This window comes from Citrobacter sp. MGH105 (genome assembly GCF_001037485.2).
GTDB classification, from domain to species: Bacteria; Pseudomonadota; Gammaproteobacteria; order Enterobacterales; family Enterobacteriaceae; genus Citrobacter; species Citrobacter portucalensis.
In genome coordinates this window covers 4,441,664-4,466,832 of sequence record NZ_CP073048.1, presented here as the reverse complement: position 1 = coordinate 4,466,832, position 25,169 = coordinate 4,441,664, and the positions used below count along the sequence as shown (strand labels likewise).

The window sequence follows — 25,169 nt, the reverse complement described above, 5'->3', positions numbered from 1 at the left end:
CCGGCAACGTAACACGGGGCTAGCGTTTTCTCCCGCCCATCAAACTCCCCAACATGCCGCGAATTATCTGATTGGTAACCTGTCGCGCCGCGCTTTTCGCCACGCTCTGCACCACGCCATCGCGCTTACCGCCGCGCGGTCCGGTGCTGCCAAACAGAATATCCTTCAACCCACCGAGAATACCGCCGTCCACATCGACGGCTTTACCGTTGGCGGGAGGCGTATTTTGCTGCTCGGTACTGGCCTGCACGCCTTGCTGCAAACGTTCATAGGCGGACTCGCGGTCAATATCTTCTTCATATTTACCGTACAACGAAGAGTGATTAATCAGTCCGTTGCGCTCGTCGTCCGTCACCGGTCCCATCCGTGAGCATGGCGCAATCACCATCGCCCGTTCAACCACCGACGGGCTGCCTTTGGCGTCCAGAAACGACACCAGCGCCTCACCGGTTCCCAGCTCCTGAATAGCTTTTTCGGTATCAAATGCCGGGTTGGCGCGCATGGTTTGCGCCGCGCTTTTCACCGCTTTCTGGTCTTTCGGCGTGAACGCGCGTAAGGCGTGCTGCACGCGGTTTCCCAACTGACCAAGCACGTTGTCCGGAATATCCGACGGGTTTTGCGAGACGAACCACACGCCGATCCCTTTCGAGCGGATCAGGCGGATCACCTGTTCGATTTTATCCAGCAGCACCTGCGGAGCATCGTTGAACAGCAGGTGCGCTTCATCGAAGAAGAACACCAGTTTTGGCTTCTCCAGATCGCCCGCTTCCGGCAGCTGTTCATACAGCTCGGAGAGCATCCACAGCAGGCTGGCGGCGTACAGTTTTGGCATCTGGTAGAGCTTCTCGGCGCTGAGGATATTAATCATCCCTTTGCCGTTGGCATCGGTACGCATCCAGTCTTTGATGTCCAGCATCGGTTCGCCAAAGAAGTGTGCCGCGCCCTGTTGCTCCAGCGATAGCAGCCCGCGCTGGATCGCCCCGACCGAGGCGCTACTGATATTGCCGTACTGATTCTGGAAGGATTTAGCGTTATCGCCAATGTACTGGGTGATAGCCCGCAGGTCTTTGAAATCGAGCAGCAACAGACCCTGGTCATCGGCAATGCGGAAGATAATATCCAGCACGCCGGACTGCACGTCGTTGAGGTTCAGCAGACGGGCCAGCAGCAGCGGGCCGAGGTCAGACACCGTGGCCCGCACAGGGTGACCTTTTTCGCCGAAGATATCCCACACCGTGACCGGATTAGCATGCGGTTGCCAGTCAGTAATGCCGATATTTTTCAGGCGGGCGAGCAGCTTTTCAGAGGCTTGTCCTTCCTCGGCCACGCCGGTTAAGTCACCTTTCACATCGGCCATAAATACCGGTACGCCAATCTCGGACAGCGATTCGGCCAGCTTCTGTAGCGTGACGGTTTTACCGGTCCCGGTCGCGCCGGTAATCAGCCCGTGACGGTTGGCCATGCCTGGCAGTAAAAACAGTTCGGTGTCCGGCGTGCGGGCAATTAGCAGGGGTGCGCTCATTGAGATTTCCTCCATTTATCCTGCCTGGAGTATAGGCAACCGTGACGCACTCTTCACCGCTAAATTGCGGAGATTGTGAGGAGAATTTAACCTGTCTGGAATAGCGGGGAGAATAGCCGGGAAGCTTACGCCACCCGGCAAAGACGATCAGAAGTCGGCTTTAAGCACTACGCGGTAGCGGGCTTTGCCGTCACGCACGTGCTGGATTGCTTCATTAATTTGCGACATCGGGTACAGTTCGGTGGTGGGCGACACCTTGCTGCGCCCGGCAAACTTCATCAGCTTGCGCAGCTCGAACGGCGTACCTGTTGCCGAACCGGAGATGCTGCGATCGCCGGCTATTAAGGTGAACGCCGGAACCGGCAGCGGCTTCAGCACCGCGCCGACGGTATGGAAGTTACCGCCGTAGGCCAGCGCTTCAAAATAGGGCTGCCAGTCGAGATCGACGTTAACCGTGTTAATAATGAGATCGAACTGGCCCGCCAGCGCTTTTAGCGCATCCGGATCGCGGCTATTGACCACTTTATCCGCCCCCATTGCCAGCACTTCCTGCTCTTTCGCCGGATTGGAGCTGAACGCGGTCACTTCGCAGCCCATCGCGTGTAACAGCTTAATAGCGATATGCCCCAGGCCGCCGATACCGATCACCCCGACGCGGCTGGTGGCGGTGATATGGTGCATCAGCAGCGGTTTGAACACCGTGATGCCGCCGCACAGTAAGGGGCCAGCTGTCGCCAGATCGATGCTCTCCGGCAACGGGATCACCCACTGCCAGTCGGCCCGCAGCTTCTCAGCAAAGCCACCGCGATTAAGAATTGTGGGAACAGACCCTTCCAGACAGTTGATCTGATTACCGCTGATACAGGCATCGCAATGCCCGCAGCTGCGCGCCGTCCAGCCAACGCCGACGCGCTGACCAACTTTCAGGCCCTTATCCTGCGCTGCGCTGCCGAGCGCCGCCACGCGACCAATCACCTCATGCCCGGCAACCAGCGGATACTGAGAGAATCCCCATTCGTTGTCGATCATCGACAAATCGGAATGGCAGATACCGCAGTAATCGACCTGGACTTCGACATCTTCCGGCTTAAGCTCGCCCGCATCATATTCATAGAGTTCGAGTTCGCTGCCCGCCGCTTTTGCGGCGTAGCTTTTTATCATCGACATCGTGTTTCCCTCAGTATGGTGTTGAACTGGAAGTGTAGAGCATGGGGAAACGGGACGCTTCGCAGAAGGGGGGATTAAGGCGGGGGCAAACTGTGATGATGGTTACAGCTAAGAAAGGTAATGCTGAAATTTTCAACACTTAGCGAGCCAGACACACGCTGGCGCTTGCATGGTGGCGCATGACAGGTATAATCCACAACGTTTTCCGCATCCCTTCCGTGCCGGAGTGGCGAAATCGGTAGACGCAGTTGATTCAAAATCAACCGTAGAAATACGTGCCGGTTCGAGTCCGGCCTTCGGCACCATCGGAACATCAATAGACGTCAACGGACGTCTTTTTTTGTGCCTGAAATCCAGTATCCGCAAGACTTTCCTCGCTTTTTCACTCAACCTAAGTCAACCTGATTCAATCTACATCAACTTACTGATGCGGGTACAACTGCGGGTATATCGCGGTACGATAATGTTTGTACCCACACAGAACCCTTGAAAGGATACTCATCATGGCTCTGAGTGATGTGAAGGTTCGTTCGGCTAAGCCTGAAGCAAAAGCCTATAAACTAACTGACGGTGAAGGCATGGTTTTGCTGGTTCACCCTAACGGTTCCAAATATTGGCGGCTTCGTTATCGCTTTGGCGGTAAGGAGAAAATGCTGGCGCTGGGGAAATATCCTGAAGTGTCGCTGGCGGATGCCCGGGCACGCAGGGATGAAGCGCGTAGGCTATTAGCTAATGGCGTCGATCCTAGTGAGAACAAGAAAGCTGTTAAGGTAGAACAAGAGCAAGAAGCGATAACGTTTGAAGTGGTCGCCAGAGACTGGCATGCCAGTAATCAGAAGTGGTCTGCATCGCATAGTGCTCGTGTATTGAAAAGCCTAGAAGATAATCTCTTTGCTGCTATCGGTAAGCGGAACATTGCAGAGCTTAAGACTCGGGATCTTCTTGTACCCATTAAAGCGGTGGAGTCATCCGGACGTCTTGAAGTCGCCGCCCGTTTACAGCAGCGAACTACCGCGATTATGCGGTTTGCCGTTCAGAGCGGCTTAATCGACTACAACCCCGCGCAAGAGATTGCCGGTGCGGTTGCCACTGCTAAAAGACAGCATCGTGCGGCTCTGGAGCTTAACCGCATACCTGAATTACTTCACCGCATTGATCATTACTCCGGCAGGCCGTTAACTCGACTGGCTGTCGAACTCACTTTGTTAGTTTTCATCCGTTCAAGCGAACTGCGCTTTGCCCGTTGGTCAGAAGTGGATTTTGAAACGGCCATGTGGACGATCCCCGGTGAGCGTGAACTGTTGGACGGTGTTAAACATTCTCAGCGTGGTTCGAAGATGCGAACTCCCCATCTTGTACCCTTATCGCGGCAGGCCTTAGCTATTTTGGAAAAGATCAAAAGCATGAATGGAAATCGAGAGCTGATTTTTGTGGGCGATCACGATCCGCATAAGCCGATGAGTGAGAATACGGTGAACAAGGCTTTGCGAGTTATGGGCTATGACACCAAAACGGAAGTCTGTGGACATGGTTTCAGGACGATGGCCTGTAGTTCACTTATTGAATCAGGATTGTGGTCGAGGGATGCGGTAGAAAGGCAGATGAGCCATCAGGAGCGTAGCTCTGTTAGGGCTGCCTACATCCATAAAGCGGAGCATCTGGGGGAGCGCAGGTTGATGCTGCAATGGTGGGCGGATTATCTGGATGCTAATCGGGAGAAAGGGGTTAGTCCGTTTGATTTTGGGAAACTAGAGTCTACGCGGTAGTAACGGCTGTCTTGAGGATAAATTTCCGCTGACGATTAAGTACTCTGAGCGAAGCCTGCCGCCTTGCGGTGGCAGGCATAGGGCTTAAGTTTTCTATTTTTTTGATACAACCTAGGTAACGCATTGGAACTACTTGATAAAATTTTCTTCGGTTAGAATGAGTGCATCATCCTCTACGGGTACTGTATTTTTTAGGAAAAATAATGGCTGTTAATCAGGCGAAAATTTTTGAGCATCTCGAGCAACTACTTGAAAGCACTGAGAAAAATGAATTTATATACGGCTTTTTAACTGCTTTTGAGTTCCCTAAATCTACCCTGAGTCAGATTCGGCAAGGTGGGGCGCGTAATGTTGCGAAAGAGCCAGGACACGTTGCATTAAAAAATAAACTTTACTACCAGCCAGTGGCGGATACTGATGATCTCGAATCTGCTTTTGAGCAACGTATTGCCGATTCTGCTGTAGCAAAAAATAAGATCCGCTTTGTTCTAGTAACAAATTTTGTTCGCTTTTTAGCCTGGGACACACTGACGAAGGAGCGTCTTGATATTGAGTTTGAAGAGTTGCCCCGCAACTATGGTTTTTTCTTACCGCTGGTCGGGCTGGAGAAGGCTATTCTCAATAGTGAAAATCCGGCAGATGTGAAAGCCGCTGAAAAAATGGGAAAGCTGTTTGATCTTATCAAGGAGCGTAATGATTTAAGCAAAGCAGAAGATATCCACGCGCTTAATGTTTTCCTCACTCGCTTGTTGTTTTGCTTTTTTGCCGAAGACACCAGGATCTTTGAAAAAGGGCAGTTCACTTCGGCTGTGAAAAGTTACACCGCCGAGGATGGCAGCGATTTAGATCAGTTTTTGACAGACCTGTTTACTGTGATGAACAGCAAACCGAATAGTAAATTGCGTCAATTGCTTCCCATTCATTTGTCCGCATTCCCTTATGTTAATGGTGGCTTATTCGCCAGTGATGAGCCTGTTCCAGAGTTGGGGTTGAAGGGCAGACGTATCTTACTTGAATGCAGTGCTATGGACTGGAGCGAGATTAACCCTGACATTTTCGGCAGTATGTTCCAGGCCGTGATTGATGTGGAGCAGCGTAGCCGTTTAGGACAGCATTACACTTCTTACAGCAATATCATGAAGGTTATACAACCATTATTTCTTGAGCCATTGCGTTCAGAGCTTGAAAAACAACGCATAAACACGAATGGTCTCAAACGGTTGCTTCTCCGTCTGGGGAAAATGAAAGTTTTTGATCCTGCGTGTGGTTCAGGGAACTTCTTGATTGTCGCCTATAAAGAACTACGTCTTTTAGAAATGGACGTGATTCAGGCTCTTTTGCAATGCGACCCACAATCCATTTTTATGAGCGGTATCCATCTCGACCAGTTTTACGGCATTGAGATCGATGATTTTGCCTGTGAAATAGCTCGGCTTTCTCTCTGGCTTGCGGAGCATCAACTAAATAAGCAGTGGGAAGAACATATTGGTTCAGCACCACCAGCGTTGCCGTTGCGATCATCAGGTAAAATTTGGAGCGGTAATAGCCTGAAAAAAGACTGGCAGGAAGTGTGTCCAAAAGGGATTGATGATGAAGTTTATGTGATTGGTAACCCGCCGTTTTTAGGGACGTTAGGCCGCTCTGATGAACAGCGTGCTGATATGCAGGCGGTATTTAGAGGTTTTAAGTCATTAGGTGGTTTGGATTTTGTTGCATGCTGGTTCTGGAAGGGAGCGCAATATATCCAGAATAGCCGTGCTGAGCTGGCACTGGTAGCTACAAATTCGTTATGTCAGGGAGAGCAGGTAGCAACATTATGGCCTTCTATCTTCGAGCTGGGACTGAGTATTCATATTGCCTACCCTACCTTTACATGGGCAAACAATGCACGCGATAAAGCGGCAGTACATGTAGTCATTGTTGGGCTATCAGGACGAAGCAAAACCCGTCAGCTCTTCCAACAGGTAGACGGGCACTGGCACAGTAAGCAAGTGAGCAATATTAGCCCTTATTTGGTGGAAGGCAGCAACATTGCCGTGGTACCAACCATCAAACCAATGGTCGACGGTATCCCTCCGTTATTATTTGGTAATAAACCTACCGATGGCGGCAACTTGCTGTTGAATAGAGCTGAACGTGATGCATTACTCCTGCAGGAACCACAAGCCTCTCGCTGGATAAAAAAAATATTAGGATCTGACGAATTTCTCAATAGCCAGGATCGCTGGTGCCTGTGGTTAGTGGGGATTACTGATGAAGAACTTCAATCTATGCCTAATGTATACAGTCGCGTTCAAAAAGTGGCTGAAATGCGTAGAAAAAGCGCTAAGTTAAGCACACAAAAAAAAGCTAATACACCACATATCTTTGATGAAATTCGGCAGCCTACATCTGGGGATTACATTCTGATACCACGAGTCTCATCTGAACGCAGAACGTATATCCCCCTTGGTTTTTTTAACTCCGACATCATCAGTTCTGACAGAAACTTTATTCTTCCAAATGGTAGCTTGTATGAATTCGCCATCATGACTTCAGTAATACACAATGACTGGATGCGATTGGTTGCTATGCGCTTAAAGAGTGATTACAGCTATGGCAATAAAGTAGTTTACAACACCTTCCCGTGGCCTAAGACGAACGATGCGCAGCGCAAATCTATTATTGCGCTGGCAAAAACTGTGCTATTGACGCGTGAGAATTATCCAGAAAACACGCTGGCGGAGTTATATGATCCACTTAAGATGCCAACTGATCTTTTTGAGGCCCATCAGGCGTTAGATAAGGCCGTTGATCGTCTTTACCGTGACAAACCATTCAGGGACTCCACTGAGCGTTTGAGTTGCCTGTTAGAGCGCTACGAAGCGCTGACTAAAGCATAAGGGGTCGCTCTGCCAGCCAGGGCATACAGAGGATTGCATTGTGGAAAATATTTTACAGGTGACTTACGGGCAAACTGGGCAAAGTGCGAGTCTAAATGAGTTTGGTATGCGGGAAATGCAGGCTCGAGCCTTTGAGCAGCGTAATAGCTCTTATCTACTTATCAAAGCTCCGCCAGCGTCTGGTAAATCAAGAGCATTAATGTTTCTTGCCCTGGATAAACTTGTTAATCAGGGTTTACGCAAAGCTATTGTCGCGGTCCCTGAAATGTCTATCGGAGGTTCGTTTAAAGATACTGAACTTACGAAGCATGGTTTCTTTGCTAACTGGAAAGTAAAACCTGAAAATAATCTGTGCATTGGCGGTGGAGAGGCTGGGAAGGTTGAAGCCTTTAAACGATTTATGGCGAGTCCTGACGACATTCTGGTCTGTACTCATGCCACCCTGCGTTTTGCTTTCGATAAGCTGAATGTTGAATCGTTTAATGATTGCCTAGTTGCAATTGATGAGTTCCATCATGTCTCCGCGGATGAAAACAACCGTTTGGGCAATCTGATTGATGCTCTGATGAAAGGTTCTAATGCACATATTGTTGCAATGACTGGTTCTTACTTCCGAGGGGATACCGTACCCATTCTGCAACCCGAAGATGAAGCTCAGTTCACGAAAGTGACCTATACCTACTACGAACAGCTCAATGGATACCATTATTTAAAATCTTTAGGCATTGGCTACCATTTTTATCAGGGTTCATACATCAAGGCACTACCTTCAGTGCTGGATGCTAGCAAAAAAACCATCATCCATATTCCCAATGTTAATTCCGGCGAATCAACAAAAGATAAACATGCTGAGGTTGATGCCATCTTAGATGCGCTGGGTGAGGTGAAGCTGCAAGAGCCAGATACCGGTATCTATCGAGTGAAACGCAAAAGCGATGGAAAGTTATTGCGTGTAGCGAATCTGGTTGATGATAACCCGGCAGAAAGACCAAAAGTACAGGCGTATCTGCGTAATATCCACTCTGCCGACGATATGGATATCATTATTGCGTTAGGTATGGCGAAAGAGGGGTTTGACTGGCCTTTCTGTGAGCATGTGCTGACCATTGGTTATCGCAGCTCGATGACAGAGATTGTGCAAATAATTGGGCGTGCGACACGCGATTGTGAAGGCAAAACTCACGCACAGTTTACTAATCTTATTGCTCAGCCTGATGCCCAAGATGATGACGTTAAAGTATCAGTAAACAACATGCTTAAAGCCATCACCACCTCGTTGTTGATGGAGCAGATCATGGCTCCAAATATTCAATTCAAACCACGATCTCAATGGACTGGCGAGCCGTTACCTGCCAATACTGTTCTGGTTGATGATCATGCATTACCGGTATCAGACAAGGTTCTAACAATCCTTAACGGCGGTAAAAACGAGATCCTGGCGGCACTAATGGCGAATGAGCAGGTGGTTAAAGAGGCTATTACCGAGTCAACACCGCCTGAGGTAATTACTCAGGTAGTGTTGCCATCGGTGATACAAACGCTTCACCCTAACCTGACTGAATACGAACTAGAACAGGTTCGTAGCGGTATTTTGCAGAGTCTTTTTGTAGGCCAATGTAGTGGGTTAGTTGATGAAGCCGATTTGCCGTCGGATGCCATCATTGATAACGGACAAGGTCAGCGTTCCGGCAATTCGAATGATTCATTAAATGTAAACAATCAGTTTATAAAAATGGGTGATAAGTTCATCAATATTGAAAACTTGAATATTGACTTAATTGATGCGGTAAATCCTTTCCACGGTGCTTATGAGATTCTATCAAAATCAGTCACCGCGACGATGCTAAAAACTATTCAGGAAGCAGTCAGAGCGAATCAGGCGCAGGTATCTGAGGAAGAAGCTGTGATGCTCTGGCCAAGAATTAAAGCGTTTGCCAGTGAGCATAAAAGGGAGCCATCGCTGAATGCCAGTGACGCAATAGAGGTTCGTTATGCAGAAGCGTTAGCTTACATCCGAAAAATGAAACAACAGCGTATTGTGCGACAGGAACCGTAACTTATGCTCAGACTTTCACCTCTTCAAGTTCGTCAAAAAGTGACAATTGATGACATTTTTTCTGAACCAGACGATCTTGGTTTACTTATAGTCGAACCACTAAAAATATATTCCTCTACGGGTAATCTGCCTGTAAGCAGATTAGAAGAGATTAATGCATTTTATGTGGTTCATGGGCGTCCACCTCTACCCGATTCGGAGGAATTTAAGGAAACGTTGCTAGCACAACGTTTGAGGGCACTCAAGGATAACAAGCAGTATCGCGAGATGTTGCAACCATTTGATATTCATGGCTTACTCGCAGGTGAAAATAACGAGAATACCCTCGAATCATCTGTATCATTCTCTGTTCCTCCCGTCGAGGTTGATAGGTCGGAGTTGGTTACCTCTCTGGACGATATCTTTGCTGATGATGATGATGGATTGCTCTCGTTTTCTGAGCCTGATATTTTCACGTTAAAACATGTTCCTATTGAAAAGAAAACACAGCCTGACGAAATTGCCAAACGACAGCCGTGCCCTGATTTTTATCGATTTTCCCCACTGTTTGAGACAGTCCAAAATGGTCTGAAAACAGGGGCGTTTTCATTTGTTCGCTTTCGCCATGAGTTAAAAATTCATGAAGGTGATTTTTTTATCCTCAATGGGGTTATGGGCTATGTAGATAAAGTTGGTGAGCGATTGGAGGAATATGGACCTTGGAATGCCCGTTTGCATTTGGTGTTTGAAAACGGAACTGAGATGAATATGCTTTTTCTCTCGCTTACGCATGGTCTGGTACGAGATACAGAAGGTCGTAAAGTTGTTTTGAATGGACAGTTAATACGTCCTGATGAAGCTCCGGTTCCGACAGGATATGTCTATGTCCTCGCCACGCATAGCGACCAGCCAGCTCTTCAACGTTTTAAACCTGATTTGTATAAAATTGGCTTTACTGAAGGAACTATCGAAGAGCGCATCAAACACGCTGAAAAAGATAAAACATTCCTCGAAGCACCCGTTCGTGTAGTCATGACTACGCAATGCTTCAATATCAATACTCACAAATTTGAAACGCTTATTCACGGTTTTTTAGGTAAGCAACGGCTCAATATCACACTACGGGGTTTAGATGGACAAACTTATCATCCCCGCGAATGGTTCCATGCGCCTTTAGCGACAGTGCTCTCTGTGATCAAGTACATTCTTGACGGTACAATTTCGCAATATCGGATGGACAATACGACAGGGAAGATTGTGGCGAAGAAAGATACAGGTCATTCGTGAAACTGGTGGTAACCAGTTGCCAAATGATTCGAGCATTCTGATTCTGTATAAGTTTTCTCCACATAACAAGTGTTGCTCTAGGAGATTTAAGCTGACACTACCCTAGGAATTGTAGCGTCAGCCTTCATCGGTAATCTCAGCGCAGCATCTGTTATTTAAGATTTGCGAGTGAATAAATCAATAACATTTGATTTTTCATCTTCTCTTACTGCAGGTGTCAGACTATTCTTGAGTTTAATTTTTGAATTAATATCAAGTAATGGTTTATCTGCTAAATATCCGCGCGGAAGAGAAAGAATATCTTCGGCATCAATACGTGACATGCTTAAAGTTTCAAGTAAGGTTGATTTAGAGAATGTGTTTGTTTCAAACAACAAATTGACACATCGAGGCAGTAATCTCACTGACTCTGGTTTGCGAAGATCATCAAGTGGCTCACCTTTTCTCCAGCCTCGAGCAGAAACGCTTTTATATAGGCGCTGGTATTCTAGCGGAGAGATGAGTTCCAATGATTTAGCTCTATGAATCATGGATTGAGCAGACATTCCCCAACGAGTTTTCAATGAAATAAAGTTCTCAAGCGTTGGGAACGGAGGTAATTCTACCGAAAATGCTTCCTCTGGTAACATCAAACATGCTGCAAATTTATGAGCTTGTTCCTCAATTGGTTTAAAATTGACAGAGTCAAGTCTTTCGACATATCTGTGCAACACTACGTGCCCAAGCTCATGTGCAGCGTCAAAACGACTTCTGTAATAATTATCTTTGTCACTAGCAAGAATAATGTAAGGACGATTCTCAGACTCATTCCATTGAGAATATCCATCCATCATTGCGCTTCCCTGTTCAAAACGAGAACATACAACTCCGGCATTTTCAATAATCAAAAGCAAATCGGTAATAGGGGCTATACCCAATCCCCACTGCTGACGGCATTTTGCTGCCATCAATTCGATCATTTCATCATCAATTGCACGATAATCTGTAACCTCTAAATGAGGAACATCTACTTCAGGATAATCAAGGTATTCCTGTAAAGTTGCAGAAACTTCCTGCAACCACCCCATGTAACACTCAGAAGCATTGCACAGATCTTTCGCTGTGTTTGCCATAGTTCTGAAGAAAACTGGATTGTTCTCTTTTTTCACCGCTGGTTTGATAAACCATGTGACAGGGCAGTTCAGAACCTGTCCCAAGATCGCAATGACTTCTGCATCGGGAGAATGGCTGCCATTCTCCCATTTTGTAATCGTAGAGGGGGAACGGTCAACCAAACGACCCAAATTAATTTTAGATAACCCTCGCGCTTCACGAAGCTGAGTTAACCTTTCCGGCTGAAATCCCGTTATACCCACTCTCATAATTTCACCACGTTAGCCTTCCTGTTCTTTCAGGCGTTTCTTCAGCTGTGGAATAACCTTGTCTGGTATGACCACAGCTTGTTCAGTATGGTAAAGCTCAAGTAACTCGCTTACTGAACGGTTAAAGTGATACCCCTTCATATTTGTAAAGGGAACGACAATTCTTAGGTCCAACATGTTATCTTGCGAATGACCGTGAGGTGGGTTGATATTTAAGACCAACATTCCTAGAGTGCCAACTCCACCTTCAGATTGATCACGTTCGCTAAATAAATCTGGCGTATATCCTTCAAAACTCTCGTTTAATTCTGCTAATAAAGAACGATGTTTTGCACCTCGAATGCACTTTTCATCATAGTTCAGTCCGATTCGACTAATCTTCACTCCTGCAGAATTTACTATGATGTAGCTCTCACCTTTAGGTGTCGTGTCCACGTCACAACAAACAATACCCGAGTTTTCTGCAGCTCTTCGAAAAGCCGCATTCAGTACATAATGTCGTGCTTGAGGGCGAAAGCGTGATTGTTCTGGCTCACCTAGTTTTGCGATGCTTCCCATTGTAAGCGCATTCGCAGCCACGTATGCGGTATGGAGTTCTTCTTGGATGTTAAGCCAGAATTCTCGCTGAAAAGCATTTACGATCAGTCCGCTAATGTCCTTTTGTACGTCATCTTTACTCATTTAGATACCCTGATTGCGTTAAGCAGATTTAATCATAGTTTTTTTTCGTTTTGACAGCAAGAAGAGATCATCTCTATGAGGTGCCTGAACTATTCGTAGAAAGAATGAGCCCAAGAAACTTGGGCACAGAGACGTTGCTTTCGCTCGCAATAGTGAATGTTTAGCTACGTGGTTTTGGGTATGTTGCGTTAGGCTTCATCTGTAGGGTAGCTGCTGCAATATGAACGAAATAGGCGTACGATTATGCTTAATATTTAAACCATTCGTTATGACGTCACGCCGACCAACTTGCCAGGATTTTCATGAGAAAGATTAAAAGACTCAACGCCGACATCCCAGACGATTTAAAACCGGCTCGTATTGTTCAAGAAGAAAGCGAGTTGAGAAAATATTTTCTCCAGTCACCTAAATTGCGTAGTCACAGCCGTCCTCCCATTAATAAAGAAATTTTTTATTCTGAAAGCGTTTGGTCTGCATTGCAGAAAACCTTCCATAGCCGCTGTGCTTGGTGTGAAACCCATGTTGCGTCACATGATGGGGAAATTGTCCATTTTCGCCCTCTCAGTAACGCAAAAGGGCTAAAGGAAGAGGAAAGTCTGGATTCTTACGGTTGGTTGGCATATGTGTGGGACAATCTTTTTTTGTCGTGCTCAGGGTGTAATCGTGTGCGTCGTAATTACTTCCCTGTTGGGTCCGCACGAGCTCCAGTTCTTTCGACGTGGAGAGGTGCAAACATTCTAGAAACGGTATTGTTGATTAATCCCTGTCTGGATGACCCCATTCGGCACCTGTCGCTCAGTCGTGATGGGACACTGGTGGCCTTAACAGATAAGGGGCAGCACACCCTCATGCTTTTTGATCTCAACCGAACTGACCTGATTTTTTCCCGACAAAAACAAATCAATCATGTCCATTCCTTCTTCCCCGGAAGGGAAGGTTCTGTCGATGAATTCCAAAAATTTTATTTAAGTGATGATTGCCCTCAGGGTATAGTAAATTTGATCATAGCTATGTTTATGAAGGAGCATGTTGGGGGGAGACCATGCCGTTCCACAAACAAAGTCGAATCCTTTATCAACGACAGCGTGAAACTTGGGTACTTTGCATTTGATAACAATGCGGATACCCTAGTAGAGATATTTGAGGAAATTGAGCAGCTAAGTTACAGGGATGTTGAATATGACAAATTTGCCAGCATCTTAGATTATGAAAGTCAGGCCTCTCGTCATCTGAAAAAAATCGATATTCATCATTTTAAAGGCCTTGGTCACTTCACCCTGAATCTGAAACACAGTGAGTCAAAATCTCTTGCCCCTTGTATGATGCTACTAGGAGAAAATGCGACAGGCAAAAGTTCAATTCTTCAATCTATTGCACTAGCAATGATGACCGCAGCTCAGCGTAAAAAACTGAACCTGGTCTATGACGACTTTATTGCCCGGGACAATGGTGAGTGGACTGTAGATCATATTCAACCTGCTGAGATTAGTCTTACATTTAATGATGGTACGAGTAGCATGTTTCGTATCGATGAAAATTTCAATGCCATCGGGGAAGGTGTTAGCAACATTGTTTTTCTGGCATATGGGGCAAGACGCTTTGTGAAACCACTTAAGCAAGGAGGCCTAAGAAATAGTATTATAAGCAATACGTTATTCAATCCAGTTGCTCTGTTGTCAAATCCAACCGGATGGTTACAAGAATGTGATGATGACGTGTTTCTGTCAGTTGCTAGGGCAATGAAGGAGATCCTTGCTCTAAAACAGGATGATATCATTTTCCGCAATGACCAAAGACATATCATGGTCCGTGCGCACAAGCGTAACACACCGCTTGAAAATATGAGTGATGGCTACAAGGCTTTGTTTTATGTGGCTATCGACATTATGCGTCATATGCTTAAGCGTTGGGACAACCTGGAATATGCTTCCGGAATTGTCATAATTGATGAAATTGAAACACATCTGCATCCACGGTGGAAAATGCAGGTGGTGAGCGCTTTCCGGCGAGCAATGCCAGGAATCCAGTTCATATTTACGACCCACGACCCTCTATGTTTGCGAGGAATGTTTGATGGTGAAGTGCATGTGTTAAAACGTGATGAAATGCACTCAATCACCGAGGAAGACGATCTGCCTAGGTTTCAGGGATTGAGAACGGAACAACTTCTTACATCTGAGTATTTTGGTCTTCTTACACCTAATGATCCGGATCTTGAACGGAGGCTAGAAGATATTGCCGGACAAGAGGGAGACCATCAGGCGGAGTATATTCGTCAGGTAGAACAGGAACTCAGTGAAATGACTGTGCTTGGCACGACTCTGAGCCAGCGTGTAGTCCATGAGGCATTAGCGCGATATTTGATTTCCGTAACGCGAAAGCAGCCTGAAGCCAAAGATATTAAAGAGGATGCCATCAGAGCTATCCTTAACGTCCTGGTTCAAAAAGGTTATTGATCATGATTAAAATTGATCGTTCAGCCGAGCCGGTACCGACCTCACTAACCATGGCGGGTAATGTTGTTGATAATGAACGTACTGCCGCGCAAAGCTATTACACAGCTGTACCAGCTCCGAGTAAAACTTATAAATTTAAGCGATATAAAGAAGATGATATCGTCGAAGCTTTAGAACGCCTTTTTCATGGGAAATGTGCCTATTGTGAGAGTAAATACATTGGCACCCAGAAAATGGATGTTGAGCATTACCGCCCCAAAGGAAAAGTAAATGAAAGTCAGACACACCCAGGCTACTGGTGGCTAGCTCTTGATTGGGATAATTTATTGCCCTCGTGCACAGACTGCAATCGACGTCGCGGACAGAAGATCGCTGTTTTAGAGGCAGATGGAACTATTGTTTTTACCGATACGATGGAAAATGCTGGTAAGGAATGTGCCTTTCCTGTTTCCGGCCCCTACCGGGCGTGGAATAGCCAAGATAACCTCGCCCTTGAAGTCCCTCTATTGATCAACCCCTGCCAACATGATCCTGATGACCATCTTAGTTGGCATATCAGTAATACGAAGGCGCCGATCCTATTGGCAAAATTATTGGGGGCACAGCCGGATCAGAAGGGTGTAAGTAGCATTGAAATCATGGGGTTAAATAGATTTGGACTGGTGAATGAGCGGGCAGCAGTGTTACAACAGATTGAAGTTCAAGTAAAAAATATTTACCAGCTGATAGACATTACAGCGATTATGCCAGCCTGTGAAGCGAGGGATCGCTGCCTAATAAAGATTGGGCAGGATATCGATGAGTTGCATGCCTGCTATAAACCTAACCGGCAGTATGCCTCAATGGTGAAATCCTACATCGAACCGCATATGAAAACGCTAAAGCGATATCTTGTTGGGTTGTTGCCATGATTTAATCGATGTAGCCGTTGTCACTGTAATGATACGCTATCCACATAGCCTCGTTCCCTCAAAAAAAACAGCGTGGCAGTCTACATGCTAGTTGGCAGTCTGCAGACTGCCAACTGACATTTTTCTGAAGACAGTTTGGCTGACTTTTCATGAGGGTAGTGATGCCATCCTTTAACTAGTTTACTGTCGCGAATGGTACTGTAAGCCAAAGACTGAATTGTGCCGAGGTGAATCAGCTTAGGTTCAAAGCCTTACCCATTGCCCTCTCTATCAGTCCAAGTAATTCTTTTTGTCTCTGCTCGTAGAATGCTTCAAAATTGTCAGTGCGTAATGAGTCTACTGGGATGTTATGACTTCTCAAGAGATCATTCATCGCGGCGTCAGCTAGTTGTACTTGGGGATGAGATTGCAACGACGCTAGATAAACCGATGGGGCTGAACCGCCAATCATTCTGTTTGCTTTAAATGAAATCGGTGTTTTGTTAATGATAGAATCATACTTACGTCTTGGTATTCCGTTCTTCTCGCACCAATCTTTCGGGAAAATATGATGGATATCGACTGGAACTTCGTCGGCCTCAAGGCTACGGATTTTCGATTTCCAGAAAAGATCCTGAGCACCATCGCGTAATACTAGAACGTTTGACCTGCTCCCCGTTGATTAGTACACCCCGATGTTAGTAATGTCTTCATAAGCCACATGAGGACATCCCCATGAAGAAGCGTTTTTCCGACGAACAGATCATCAGTATTCTCCGCGAAGCCGAAGCTGGGGTACCCGCCCGTGAACTCTGCCGCAAGCATGCCATTTCCGATGCCACGTTTTACACCTGGCGTAAGAAGTATGGCGGTATGGAGGTGCCTGAAGTTAAGCGCCTGAAGTCGCTTGAGGAAGAGAACACCAGACTCAAGAAGCTGCTTGCCGAAGCCATGCTGGATAAAGAGGCGCTTCAGGTGGCTCTTGGGCGAAAGTACTGACGACAGACCAGAAGCGGGAAGCCGTGATGTTGATGTGTGATGCGACCGGTCTGTCGCAACGTCGTGCCTGCAGGCTTACAGGTTTATCCCTGTCGACCTGCCGCTATGAGGCTCACCGTCCGGCTGCTGATGCGCATTTATCAGGGCGCATCACTGAGCTGGCACTGGAGCGCAGGCGTTTTGGCTACCGTCGTATTTGGCAGTTGCTGCGCCGTGAAGGGCTTCATGTTAATCATAAGCGCGTGTACCGGCTTTATCACCTCAGTGGCCTGGGCGTAAAACGCAGAAGACGTCGTAAAGGGCTGGCAACAGAACGTCTGCCGCTGCTCCGTCCGGCGGCGCCCAATCTGACCTGGTCGATGGATTTCGTCATGGACGCACTTTCCACCGGTCGCAGGATCAAGTGTCTTACCTGCGTCGATGATTTCACAAAGGAATGCCTGACGGTCACTGTTGCCTTTGGGATTTCAGGCGTTCAGGTCACGCGTATTCTGGACAGCATTGCACTGTTTCGAGGCTATCCGGCGACGATAAGAACTGACCAGGGGCCGGAGTTCACTTGCCGTGCACTGGATCAATGGGCCTTTGAGCATGGTGTTGAGTTGCGCTTAATCCAGCCGGGCAAGCCAACGCAGAACGGATTTATTGAGAGCTTTAACGGACGATTTCGCGATGAATGTTTGAATGAGCACTGGTTCAGCGATATCGTTCATGCCAGGAAAATTATTAATGACTGGCGGCAGGATTATAACGAATGCCGCCCGCACTCCACGCTGAATTATCAGACACCGTCTGAATTTGCAGCGGGCTGGAGAAAGGGTCATTCTGAGAATGAAGATTCCGACGTTACTAACTGAGTGTTGTATCTAATCGTGGGGGCAGGTCAGTATGGCTTTATACCCACTTGCAATGTCTATTTTTATACGGATTTTAACTTGTGGGTACAAGTGCGGGTATAACCATTTATGCCTGTTTATAAATTACATTTGTATCAGTCTATTAGGTGTGAAATTCGAGTCCGGCCTTCGCACTCACCTTCTAAACACCTCCTTCCTGTGCCACTCCACAAACCCTTCTTTTGGATAATTCTCGCGCATCATCGGTAGAGCAATCTCCTTCCCCTCGAAATCCCAGAACAGTCTGCCCACCATACCGCTGCCATTCACTGCGGGCGACACTTGAACCCGCATACTCTCATCCAGCCCAATCGAACCTTTATCAAAGGCTTTATGATGAATTGCACACAGCGCCAGGCCGTTCGAAATCTCGCACGGGCCGCCGTGCTGTTTCCATTTGATATGGGCGGCTTCCAGGGCAACCGAAGTGCTGTCGTGGCGCATATTGAAGCCACAAATGGCGCATTCATAGTTATAGGCACGCAGAACCTGCTGGCGGAACAACGGGTCCCGCTGTTTGCGGATTTGCAGGATATCAAATCCCAGTTCATCCGCGATCTCTTCCTGGATGCTTTCGGTGAAGTGAGCCTCGAGAATTTGCTGTGCCAGGGTGTTAATGAGGTTTTTGCTCTTTTTCAGCAGGGCAAAATGTTGTTCATCAAAACCTCCGGCAACGTTATGCGTCACCAGTTCTCCGGCAGGGGGCTGTTTGCTGCTGCCGGATGTTGAGCAATGTTCGGCGTTTTGGAGATCCCAGAACCCATCGCCCTGTAAGCGCCAGAAGGGCATATCGGGGCGGTACTGCGCGCGCTGTGGCCCAAATCGCTCCAGCAGGCTATGCAACGGGTCGCGAACTTCCGACCCGTAGTCAAACAGGCGACCGTGACCCTGCTGATACCCCGCCAGCACATGAAGTAGCAGCAGAGGCTTGTGCGGCGCACGCTGCTCGCCTTTACGCCAGATGGTGATGTCGGCAATTGCCTGTTGCAGGGATTTACTGGAAGTCATTGATTTCATTTTCGGGTAAATAATTGCGATGATGCTCGCAAAATATCACTTAATCAAGCGTTGCTGTGTCTATTTCGGCCAACACTAAAAACAATATTCATTATCGAATTCGCAGGTTAAATAAAACACTTTTTTCGCCATATTATTTTTAAGTTATTCATGCTCATTCATATGGGGGGGATAAAAAACCTTGCTTTAGTAATTGTTATTTGTCTAACTATACGAAAAGAAAAGGTTATTTCCTGGGGTGTTATGCTGGTTTCTGCTTGTTAATAAAAGCAATATCGGTAATTTGAAGTGTTGGGTTTATCATATTTTAAACATGCATTACATTCCCTTTATATATTTGAATGTTTGGCAGAAATAGGACGCTCGGTTCCCAATACACAGAGCGAAATAGATATGGGTGAAGATAAAAATTATTCCCTTTGACGAAAAGGTCTACGGATACACCACATCAAAAAAGGCGCCAGTGGGCGCCTTTATACCTGACCATCACCCCTCAGGCTTTGCAAGATGGATAAGCGTGTCGATACGCGCGGGGGAGAGCGGTTCGCGCGGCTGCGGCAGCGGCCAGCCGTACAGCCAGCGGGCGCTGGTGGCGCAGACTTTCCCCTGACAGGCCCCCATTCCACAGCGTGAGGCGAGCTTTGCAGCCTGCCAGCTTTCGGCGTTTTGCACGTCGCCACAACGAATATCCTCACAACGGCAGAGCAGCGTATCCGCGGTGGTCGCGGCTTTTAGCGACTCCGGCAGCGCAAACGTCGTATGCAACGCCTGGGCAAAACGCTGCCAGCGGGCGCGCGCGGAGACGGCGCTTTGGGCCTTTTGCGGACAATTTGCGGCGGCGTAGCCGGCAATTTCTCCCTCGGCTAACGCCAGCTCGCTGCCGCCAAAGCCGGTGCATTCTCCTGCCGCATAGATGTCCTGCACACTGGTGCGTTGATCCGCATCGACCCAAATAGCCTGATTTTCTGTTTTGCAGCCAAAGATTGCGCCAGGTTCTATATTCGGTACCAGCCCATAGCCAATGGCCAGCCTGTCGCAAGCAATCTCGCGGGTTTGCCCCTGGTGGCGCACGGTCACTGACTGCAGACAGGTATCACCCTGCGCTTGGATGACCTGGCTTGCCGGATGATATCGGGCTGGAAAGAGCTCGCCGAACTGACGCAATTTTTCAGGCCAGCGCCATAGCCCGGTTGCGAAACGGGCCAGTGCGCTCATCGGGGCCTGTTCGATGATGGCGACAATATTCCCGCCAGCGCGTATCACTGTACTGGCGACCGCCAGCAGAAGAGGACCGCTGCCTGCAATGACCACGCGTTCCCCCTTGAGCTGCAGACCGTGTTTTATCTGCGCCTGCAGGCCTCCAGCCCCCGTCACATTGGGTAGCGTCCAGCCGGGAAAAGGCAGCGAGAGTTCTCTGGCGCCGCAGCATAAAATCAGCCGCTGCCAGCGGATTTCGCCGCAGTCGTCTGCGGTTTCGAAGACTACGGAATGTGGGGTGGGGCGGGCAATTAGCCGGGTACCGCTCAGCAGTGTGATGTTGGGATGTTCAGCTACCGCCTGACGAAGCCGTCTGGCGTGCCGGGGGAGCGAGACCTGCGGCCCGTCGCGCCAGATTTGCCCGCCGGGGCGAGGGTTGTCATCAAGGATTATCACTGATTTTCCACAGCGTGCGGCAGCCAGTGCCGCCGACAATCCGGCTGGCCCTGCGCCAAGGATCAGGATCTCACAGTCAACGCTTTGCATGATGGCTCCTTTCAATCACCATTTCGGGCTGGCATTCCGTCTGGCAGGCCAGCACCCGGTGTCCGTTCACCGTGACGCGGCACTCCTGACACACCCCCATTCCGCAGAAGGGCGCGCGCAGTTGACCACTCACCGAACGACGGGTCACGCTGTTGCCCACCAGGGCCAGTGCTGCGGCAATACTCATTCCGACGGGAACCTCACAGGTCTGGCCGTCGATAATTACGTTCAGGGTCGTCATGCGATGGCCTCCTGCTTGTGCAGGCGAGCGGGAAGCCAGGCATCCGGGGACACCGCCGGGCGCTCGCCAAGGATCTGGGCGCAAAGTAACTCGGCGGTTGCTGGCGCGGTTGTGACGCCGAGTCCTTCATGTCCCAGCGCCAGCCAGATACCCGGACGCGCAGGGAGTGGGCCAATCAGCGGGTTGCCGTCAGCCGATGCCGCGCGAAAACCGCTCCAACAACGAATGATATTAAGCGTCTCCAGAGAGGGTAAAAAATGGCGCGCTCGCGCCAGCATCTGTGCCAGCAGAGGGAGGTCAACCTCGCGGTCGGTGTTATCAAACTGGCGGGAGGAGCCAATCAGCAACTGTCCGGTGGGGCGTGGCTGAATGTTAAATGCCACTGAGGTGCCGCCTGCATGGGCGCTGGCACCGTATCCCAACTCTACCAGCTGGTGGCTGAGCAAGGGGCCGTAGCGGTCGGTGATCGCCAACTGACCTTTTTTGGGTCTGAGCCAGTTTTCACCCAGCAGCGTGTTGGCACCCAGACCGCTGGCGATGACGATGGCGCGCGCGCGCAGTCGTTTGCCGCTGTGTAGGGTGACGTAAGGGGCATCAACAGAGAGGGCGCTATCCCGAAGGTGCGTTAAATCGGCATCGTTAATAAACCAGCGGGCGACGTTTGGGGCGTAAACTATCCCGTCGCCGGGGACCCACAGCCCGCCAGCGAGTCCGGCGGTGAGCAGCGGTTCGCGTGCGGCAAGCCGATCGCGGGTCTGCATTTCACTGACAACCTGGTATTGTGCCATCCGTTGTTTTTTTTCTTCTGCCAGCGCAAGCTCTTGCGGCGTTTCCGCCAGCCACAGCGTGCCGCATCCGCGCCAGGCACAGCTTTCCGGCATCCGGGGCGTCAGTTTGCGCCAGCTTGCCAGAGACCAGGCGGAGAGTGCGAGCTCCGCAGGATCGTCATCCATGCACACCAGGTGACCCATACCCGCCGCCGTCGCGCCCGCATTGCCGTCATCGACCAGCGTGACTCGCTGCCCGCGAGCGGCCAGTTGCCAGGCGCAGGCGGCCCCGATAATCCCGGCACCGATAACGATGACGTCACTTTCGATCACAGCGAGATCCCCCAGCAGAACGGATCTTCAGGATTGAGGATCAGCTTGTTATCACCACAGACCCATGCCTCCCCGCGGATCGTCGGGACGATCTTGTCGCCATGCGGCACGAAATGCGCCGTAAATTCGCTGCCGATGATGCTCGCCTGCCGCCAGGATTCTCCGGATTTGAGCTTACCGTCCTCTGCCAGACAGGCCAGTTTGGCGCTGGTGCCGGTGCCGCAGGGCGATCGATCCCAGGCTTTTCCGGGGCAGAGTACAAAGCTGCGGCTGTCCGCGCGATCATCTTCTGCAAACAGTTCGATGTGATCGATAATGCCGTTATGTTCGCCACGGATGCCTGCACGATCTAACCCTTCACGGATTGCCCATGCGTACTCCGTCAATTCAGGGATCTTTTCCGGCGAGACCGAGAACGGATGATCGTTGACGAGGAAGAACCAGTTGCCGCCCCAGGCGATATCACCCGTTACCGTACCGTGGACGGTTTCAACCTGTACCTGCTTACGCCAGCGGTAGGCCGGCACGTTTTCGACCGAGACGCTGCCGTCTTCGTGCAGTGTGGCGGTCACATCGCCCACCGGCGTTTCAATCAGATGTTTACCGGGTTGAATGCGCCCAAGCCATGCCAGCGAGGCAATCAGCCCGATGGTGCCGTGACCGCACATGTTCAGAAAGCCGCAGTTGTTAAAGAAGATGACTCCCGCCGTGGCCTGTGGCGAAACCGGTTCACAGAGCAATGCACCGACCAGAACGTCGTTACCGCGCGGCTCAAGAATAATGGCTTTACGCCAGTCGTCGTAGTCGCGGGAAAAACGCTCCCGACGCTCGCTCATGTTCCCCGTTCCCAGATCCGGAAAGCCGTCGATGACCAGGCGAGTGGGTTCACCGCCGGTGTGAGAATCAATCACTCTCAGTTCACTGTACTGTGCTGCCATAGGATCTCCGGGAAGTTAATGTTTTGTTGCTAAATGCTGACGCAAGCCTTGCGTCCCGGCTTGATCGCTTTCGTCACCGCAAATGACGAAATCAGCATAATGACCGCTGTCATCGTTAAGGCATTATCATATTTATTTGTTATTAATCATTTTGTTAGTGACGTGGTAAACCAAAATAGGCAACTGCGCCAGTGGCTGGAAAAGGGGAAATTATAAATCTACGGCAGGATCGCAAAACACAGTAAGGATGCTTGCTAGGTTAACAAAAAGTTAATAAATATTCAGATCACTAATCGGGAGGAAGCGTGATGTCCTGTGTGATTAATGATGTGCGGGCCCCGTCGCCGGTGCCTGAAGTGGCTGAACTTAGCCAGATATGTGAGGGGTTGGCGCGTCAGCGTCCGGACAATATCCAGACGTTGCTCCATGCGATGGCATTGATTGCGCCGCTGCTCAATGCCATTCCGAATGTGGTTTTTTTTATCAAAGATGTACAGGCCCGCTATTTAATGGTCAATATGACCCTGGCACGACGCTGCGGGTTTAAGACGGTGGTTTCTCTGCTGGGTAAAACCTCTGCCGATGTTTTCCCTTCAGCGCTTGGGCTGGGCTATACCGAGCAGGATATGCGGGTGCTGCGCGAAGGGGTAACGCTGCGCGATCAGCTGGAAATGCATCTCTACAACGGTCGTGAACGCGGCTGGTGTTTGACCCAGAAGCTGGCGCTGCGGGATGCGCAGGGCCAGGTCATCGGTATGGCGGGGATTTCACACGATCTGCAGGAAGCGCAGGCGCGTCACCCGGCGTGGCAGCGGCTGGCGATCGTCGACGATCATATCCGCAACCATTATCACCGTCCCATCGCGATGGAAGAGCTAACTGCCCTGAGCGGCATGTCGGTGGCGCAAATTGAGCGCTACTGTAAGCGTATTTTTCATCTCACGCCGCGCCAGATGATCCACAAAGTTCGGCTGGAAAAAGCCACCGAACTGCTGGCGGGCGATACGCCGATTACCGATATTGCGTTGCAGTGCGGTTATACCGATCACAGCGCGTTTAGCCGCCAGTTTAAGGCGATGACGGGCTCTACACCGCGTGATTTTCGTATTACGCTTGCCGGGTAAGACACACTCACTGTGCTAATTTCGTCATCAAAGAGGAAGAAAACCACCAAGCAGTCGGTCGCCTGAAACGTCAATCTGTCAGTGAATATTCACCATTCATTCACTTTCAATTAACAAATTGACGACAAGGAACCGAACATGAGCAAGAAAGCCATTCACTGGAGCGGTGTATTCCCGGCAGTCAGCACCCAGTTTCGTAGCGATTATTCCCTGGATCTGGATGCCACCCATACGGTGATGAAAAACCTGGTCAAGGATGGTGTTTCTGGCCTGGTGGTGTGCGGCAGCGTGGGGGAGAACACCTCTCTGACAACGCAGGAAAAGCTGCAGATTATCGAAGTAGCGAAAGATGCTGCGGGCGGTCAGATCCCAGTCATTGCGGGGGTGGCCGAATTCACCACCGCGTTTGCACAGAAGATGGCGAAAGAGGCAGAGCGCGTGGGCGTCGACGGTATTATGGTGATGCCTGCGCTGGTGTATTCCTCAAAACCGCATGAAACAGCGGCCCACTTCCGCAGTGTGGCTACGGCTACCGACCTGCCCATCATGGTGTACAACAACCCGCCGATTTACAAAAACGACGTGACGCCAGATATCCTGGCGACGCTTGCCGACTGCGACAACATCGTCTGCTTCAAAGACTCCTCCGGCGATACCCGCCGTTTTATCGACCTGCGCAACTCCGTTGGCGACCGCTTTGTGCTGTTCGCTGGGCTGGATGATGTGGTGGTCGAGAGCATTGCCGTTGGGGCGGAAGGCTGGATCTCCGGAATGTCGAACGCCTTCCCGCGTGAAGGGGAGACGTTGTTCCGCCTGGCGAAACAACAGCGTTATGAGGAAGCGATGGCGCTTTACCGCTGGTTTATGCCGTTGCTGCATCTGGATGCACGTCCGGATCTGGTGCAGTGCATCAAGCTCTGTGAAGAATTGCTGGGGCGTGGCAGCGCCATTACCCGTCCACCGCGTCTGGCGCTGGAAGGGGATACCCGTGCGCAAGTGGTGGCGATTGTTGAGAAGGCGCTGGCGACCCGTCCACAGCTGCCGGATGTCGGCCTTTAAGTAAA

Annotated in this window: 19 protein-coding genes and 1 tRNA gene; 11 read left to right on the top strand and 9 right to left on the bottom strand. The window is 49.5% G+C overall.

Going from position 1 to position 25,169, the window contains the following annotated elements; translation table 11 throughout:
* Window positions 1-19 precede the first annotated feature (19 nt).
* Together SK35_RS21390 and ahr are read right to left on the bottom strand one after the other, a co-directional pair.
* Complete coding sequence (locus SK35_RS21390; RefSeq protein ID WP_048216360.1) at window positions 20-1,522, bottom strand: helicase HerA-like C-terminal domain-containing protein; 1,503 nt, start codon at window positions 1,520-1,522, stop codon at window positions 20-22.
* Between the two features lie 147 nt (window positions 1,523-1,669).
* Window positions 1,670-2,689, bottom strand: a complete 1,020-nt coding sequence (gene ahr / locus SK35_RS21385; RefSeq protein ID WP_048215049.1) for an NADPH-dependent aldehyde reductase Ahr — start codon at window positions 2,687-2,689, stop codon at window positions 1,670-1,672.
* Window positions 2,690-2,909: 220 nt separating this feature from the next.
* Between ahr and SK35_RS21380 the strand changes: the two genes are divergently transcribed.
* The 5 genes from SK35_RS21380 (at window position 2,910) to SK35_RS21360 (ending at window position 10,659) form a co-directional block, all read left to right on the top strand.
* Window positions 2,910-2,994 (top strand) — tRNA-Leu (locus SK35_RS21380).
* Between the two features lie 198 nt (window positions 2,995-3,192).
* On the top strand, window positions 3,193-4,455 hold the full coding sequence (locus SK35_RS21375; RefSeq protein ID WP_048215048.1) for a tyrosine-type recombinase/integrase: 1,263 nt from the start codon (window positions 3,193-3,195) through the stop codon (window positions 4,453-4,455).
* A gap of 203 nt (window positions 4,456-4,658) precedes the next feature.
* Window positions 4,659-7,337 carry a DNA methyltransferase gene (locus SK35_RS21370; protein WP_048215047.1) on the top strand — a complete coding sequence of 893 codons (2,679 nt, stop codon included), beginning with the start codon at window positions 4,659-4,661 and terminating at the stop codon, window positions 7,335-7,337.
* A 40-nt stretch (window positions 7,338-7,377) separates the two neighbouring features.
* Window positions 7,378-9,393 (top strand): DEAD/DEAH box helicase, encoded by a 2,016-nt coding sequence (locus SK35_RS21365; RefSeq protein WP_048215046.1) that lies wholly within the window; start codon window positions 7,378-7,380, stop codon window positions 9,391-9,393.
* Between the two features lie 3 nt (window positions 9,394-9,396).
* Window positions 9,397-10,659: a GIY-YIG nuclease family protein gene (locus tag SK35_RS21360; protein WP_048215045.1), complete on the top strand. Its 1,263-nt coding sequence runs from the start codon at window positions 9,397-9,399 to the stop codon at window positions 10,657-10,659.
* Between the two features lie 155 nt (window positions 10,660-10,814).
* On the opposite strand, the gene SK35_RS21355 is transcribed toward SK35_RS21360, so the two are convergent.
* A complete protein-coding gene (locus SK35_RS21355) occupies window positions 10,815-12,020 on the bottom strand; it encodes a helix-turn-helix domain-containing protein (RefSeq protein ID WP_048215044.1) in 1,206 nt (401 codons plus the stop codon).
* A 12-nt stretch (window positions 12,021-12,032) separates the two neighbouring features.
* Window positions 12,033-12,701 (bottom strand): hypothetical protein, encoded by a 669-nt coding sequence (locus tag SK35_RS21350; protein ID WP_048215043.1) that lies wholly within the window; start codon window positions 12,699-12,701, stop codon window positions 12,033-12,035.
* Between the two features lie 302 nt (window positions 12,702-13,003).
* Here SK35_RS21350 and SK35_RS21345 point away from each other — a divergent pair, with 302 nt between their 5' ends.
* From SK35_RS21345 to SK35_RS21335, 3 genes are all read left to right on the top strand, one after another.
* Entirely contained in the window at window positions 13,004-15,157 is a 2,154-nt protein-coding gene (locus SK35_RS21345) for an AAA family ATPase (protein WP_048215042.1), read from the top strand.
* Window positions 15,158-15,159: 2 nt separating this feature from the next.
* The gene (locus SK35_RS21340) at window positions 15,160-16,068 is read left to right on the top strand and encodes an HNH endonuclease (protein ID WP_053071025.1); all 909 of its coding nucleotides are present in this window, start codon (window positions 15,160-15,162) and stop codon (window positions 16,066-16,068) included.
* Window positions 16,069-16,782: 714 nt separating this feature from the next.
* A protein-coding gene (locus SK35_RS21335) for an IS3-like element ISSen4 family transposase (RefSeq protein WP_085950818.1) occupies window positions 16,783-17,903 on the top strand; the annotation gives its coding sequence in 2 pieces (ribosomal slippage) (window positions 16,783-17,041 and window positions 17,041-17,903; 1,122 coding nt in all).
* A 174-nt stretch (window positions 17,904-18,077) separates the two neighbouring features.
* Here the strand turns inward: SK35_RS21335 and SK35_RS21330 are convergent.
* The 5 genes from SK35_RS21330 to SK35_RS21310 form a co-directional block, all read right to left on the bottom strand.
* Window positions 18,078-18,950, bottom strand: a complete 873-nt coding sequence (locus SK35_RS21330; RefSeq protein ID WP_082193791.1) for a phosphorothioated DNA-binding restriction endonuclease — start codon at window positions 18,948-18,950, stop codon at window positions 18,078-18,080.
* A gap of 495 nt (window positions 18,951-19,445) precedes the next feature.
* Window positions 19,446-20,702, bottom strand: a complete 1,257-nt coding sequence (locus tag SK35_RS21325; protein WP_048215039.1) for an NAD(P)/FAD-dependent oxidoreductase — start codon at window positions 20,700-20,702, stop codon at window positions 19,446-19,448.
* Window positions 20,689-20,943, bottom strand: coding sequence for a (2Fe-2S)-binding protein (locus SK35_RS21320; RefSeq protein ID WP_048215038.1), 255 nt, complete (start codon window positions 20,941-20,943; stop codon window positions 20,689-20,691). Before SK35_RS21320 ends, SK35_RS21325 begins: the two co-directional genes overlap by 14 nt.
* Window positions 20,940-22,043: an NAD(P)/FAD-dependent oxidoreductase gene (locus SK35_RS21315; RefSeq protein WP_048215037.1), complete on the bottom strand. Its 1,104-nt coding sequence runs from the start codon at window positions 22,041-22,043 to the stop codon at window positions 20,940-20,942. Before SK35_RS21315 ends, SK35_RS21320 begins: the two co-directional genes overlap by 4 nt.
* Window positions 22,040-22,981, bottom strand: coding sequence for a 4-hydroxyproline epimerase (locus tag SK35_RS21310; RefSeq protein ID WP_048215036.1), 942 nt, complete (start codon window positions 22,979-22,981; stop codon window positions 22,040-22,042). The genes SK35_RS21315 and SK35_RS21310 overlap by 4 nt, the downstream gene beginning before the upstream one ends.
* A 33-nt stretch (window positions 22,982-23,014) precedes the next feature.
* On the opposite strand from SK35_RS21310, the gene SK35_RS21305 reads away from it, so the two are divergent.
* The 3 genes from SK35_RS21305 to SK35_RS21295 all read left to right on the top strand — a co-directional run bounded on the left by SK35_RS21305 (window position 23,015) and on the right by SK35_RS21295 (window position 25,164).
* On the top strand, window positions 23,015-23,197 hold the full coding sequence (locus SK35_RS21305) for a hypothetical protein (RefSeq protein ID WP_048215035.1): 183 nt from the start codon (window positions 23,015-23,017) through the stop codon (window positions 23,195-23,197).
* A 92-nt stretch (window positions 23,198-23,289) separates the two neighbouring features.
* Window positions 23,290-24,105 (top strand): AraC family transcriptional regulator, encoded by an 816-nt coding sequence (locus tag SK35_RS21300; protein ID WP_008786078.1) that lies wholly within the window; start codon window positions 23,290-23,292, stop codon window positions 24,103-24,105.
* 138 nt (window positions 24,106-24,243) lie between these two features.
* On the top strand, window positions 24,244-25,164 hold the full coding sequence (locus SK35_RS21295; RefSeq protein ID WP_003830108.1) for a dihydrodipicolinate synthase family protein: 921 nt from the start codon (window positions 24,244-24,246) through the stop codon (window positions 25,162-25,164).
* The last annotated feature ends 5 nt before the right edge of the window (window positions 25,165-25,169 follow it).

Coding starts and splice junctions, on each gene's coding strand:
- SK35_RS21390 (WP_048216360.1), bottom strand. CDS start 1,522: ATGAGCGCACCCCTGCTAATTGCCCGCACGCCGGACACCGAACTGTTT.
- ahr (WP_048215049.1), bottom strand. CDS start 2,689: ATGTCGATGATAAAAAGCTACGCCGCAAAAGCGGCGGGCAGCGAACTC.
- SK35_RS21375 (WP_048215048.1), top strand. CDS start 3,193: ATGGCTCTGAGTGATGTGAAGGTTCGTTCGGCTAAGCCTGAAGCAAAA.
- SK35_RS21370 (WP_048215047.1), top strand. CDS start 4,659: ATGGCTGTTAATCAGGCGAAAATTTTTGAGCATCTCGAGCAACTACTT.
- SK35_RS21360 (WP_048215045.1), top strand. CDS start 9,397: ATGCTCAGACTTTCACCTCTTCAAGTTCGTCAAAAAGTGACAATTGAT.
- SK35_RS21355 (WP_048215044.1), bottom strand. CDS start 12,020: ATGAGAGTGGGTATAACGGGATTTCAGCCGGAAAGGTTAACTCAGCTT.
- SK35_RS21350 (WP_048215043.1), bottom strand. CDS start 12,701: ATGAGTAAAGATGACGTACAAAAGGACATTAGCGGACTGATCGTAAAT.
- SK35_RS21345 (WP_048215042.1), top strand. CDS start 13,004: ATGAGAAAGATTAAAAGACTCAACGCCGACATCCCAGACGATTTAAAA.
- SK35_RS21340 (WP_053071025.1), top strand. CDS start 15,160: ATGATTAAAATTGATCGTTCAGCCGAGCCGGTACCGACCTCACTAACC.
- SK35_RS21330 (WP_082193791.1), bottom strand. CDS start 18,950: ATGACTTCCAGTAAATCCCTGCAACAGGCAATTGCCGACATCACCATC.
- SK35_RS21325 (WP_048215039.1), bottom strand. CDS start 20,702: ATGCAAAGCGTTGACTGTGAGATCCTGATCCTTGGCGCAGGGCCAGCC.
- SK35_RS21320 (WP_048215038.1), bottom strand. CDS start 20,943: ATGACGACCCTGAACGTAATTATCGACGGCCAGACCTGTGAGGTTCCC.
- SK35_RS21310 (WP_048215036.1), bottom strand. CDS start 22,981: ATGGCAGCACAGTACAGTGAACTGAGAGTGATTGATTCTCACACCGGC.
- SK35_RS21305 (WP_048215035.1), top strand. CDS start 23,015: ATGCTGACGCAAGCCTTGCGTCCCGGCTTGATCGCTTTCGTCACCGCA.
- SK35_RS21300 (WP_008786078.1), top strand. CDS start 23,290: ATGTCCTGTGTGATTAATGATGTGCGGGCCCCGTCGCCGGTGCCTGAA.
- SK35_RS21295 (WP_003830108.1), top strand. CDS start 24,244: ATGAGCAAGAAAGCCATTCACTGGAGCGGTGTATTCCCGGCAGTCAGC.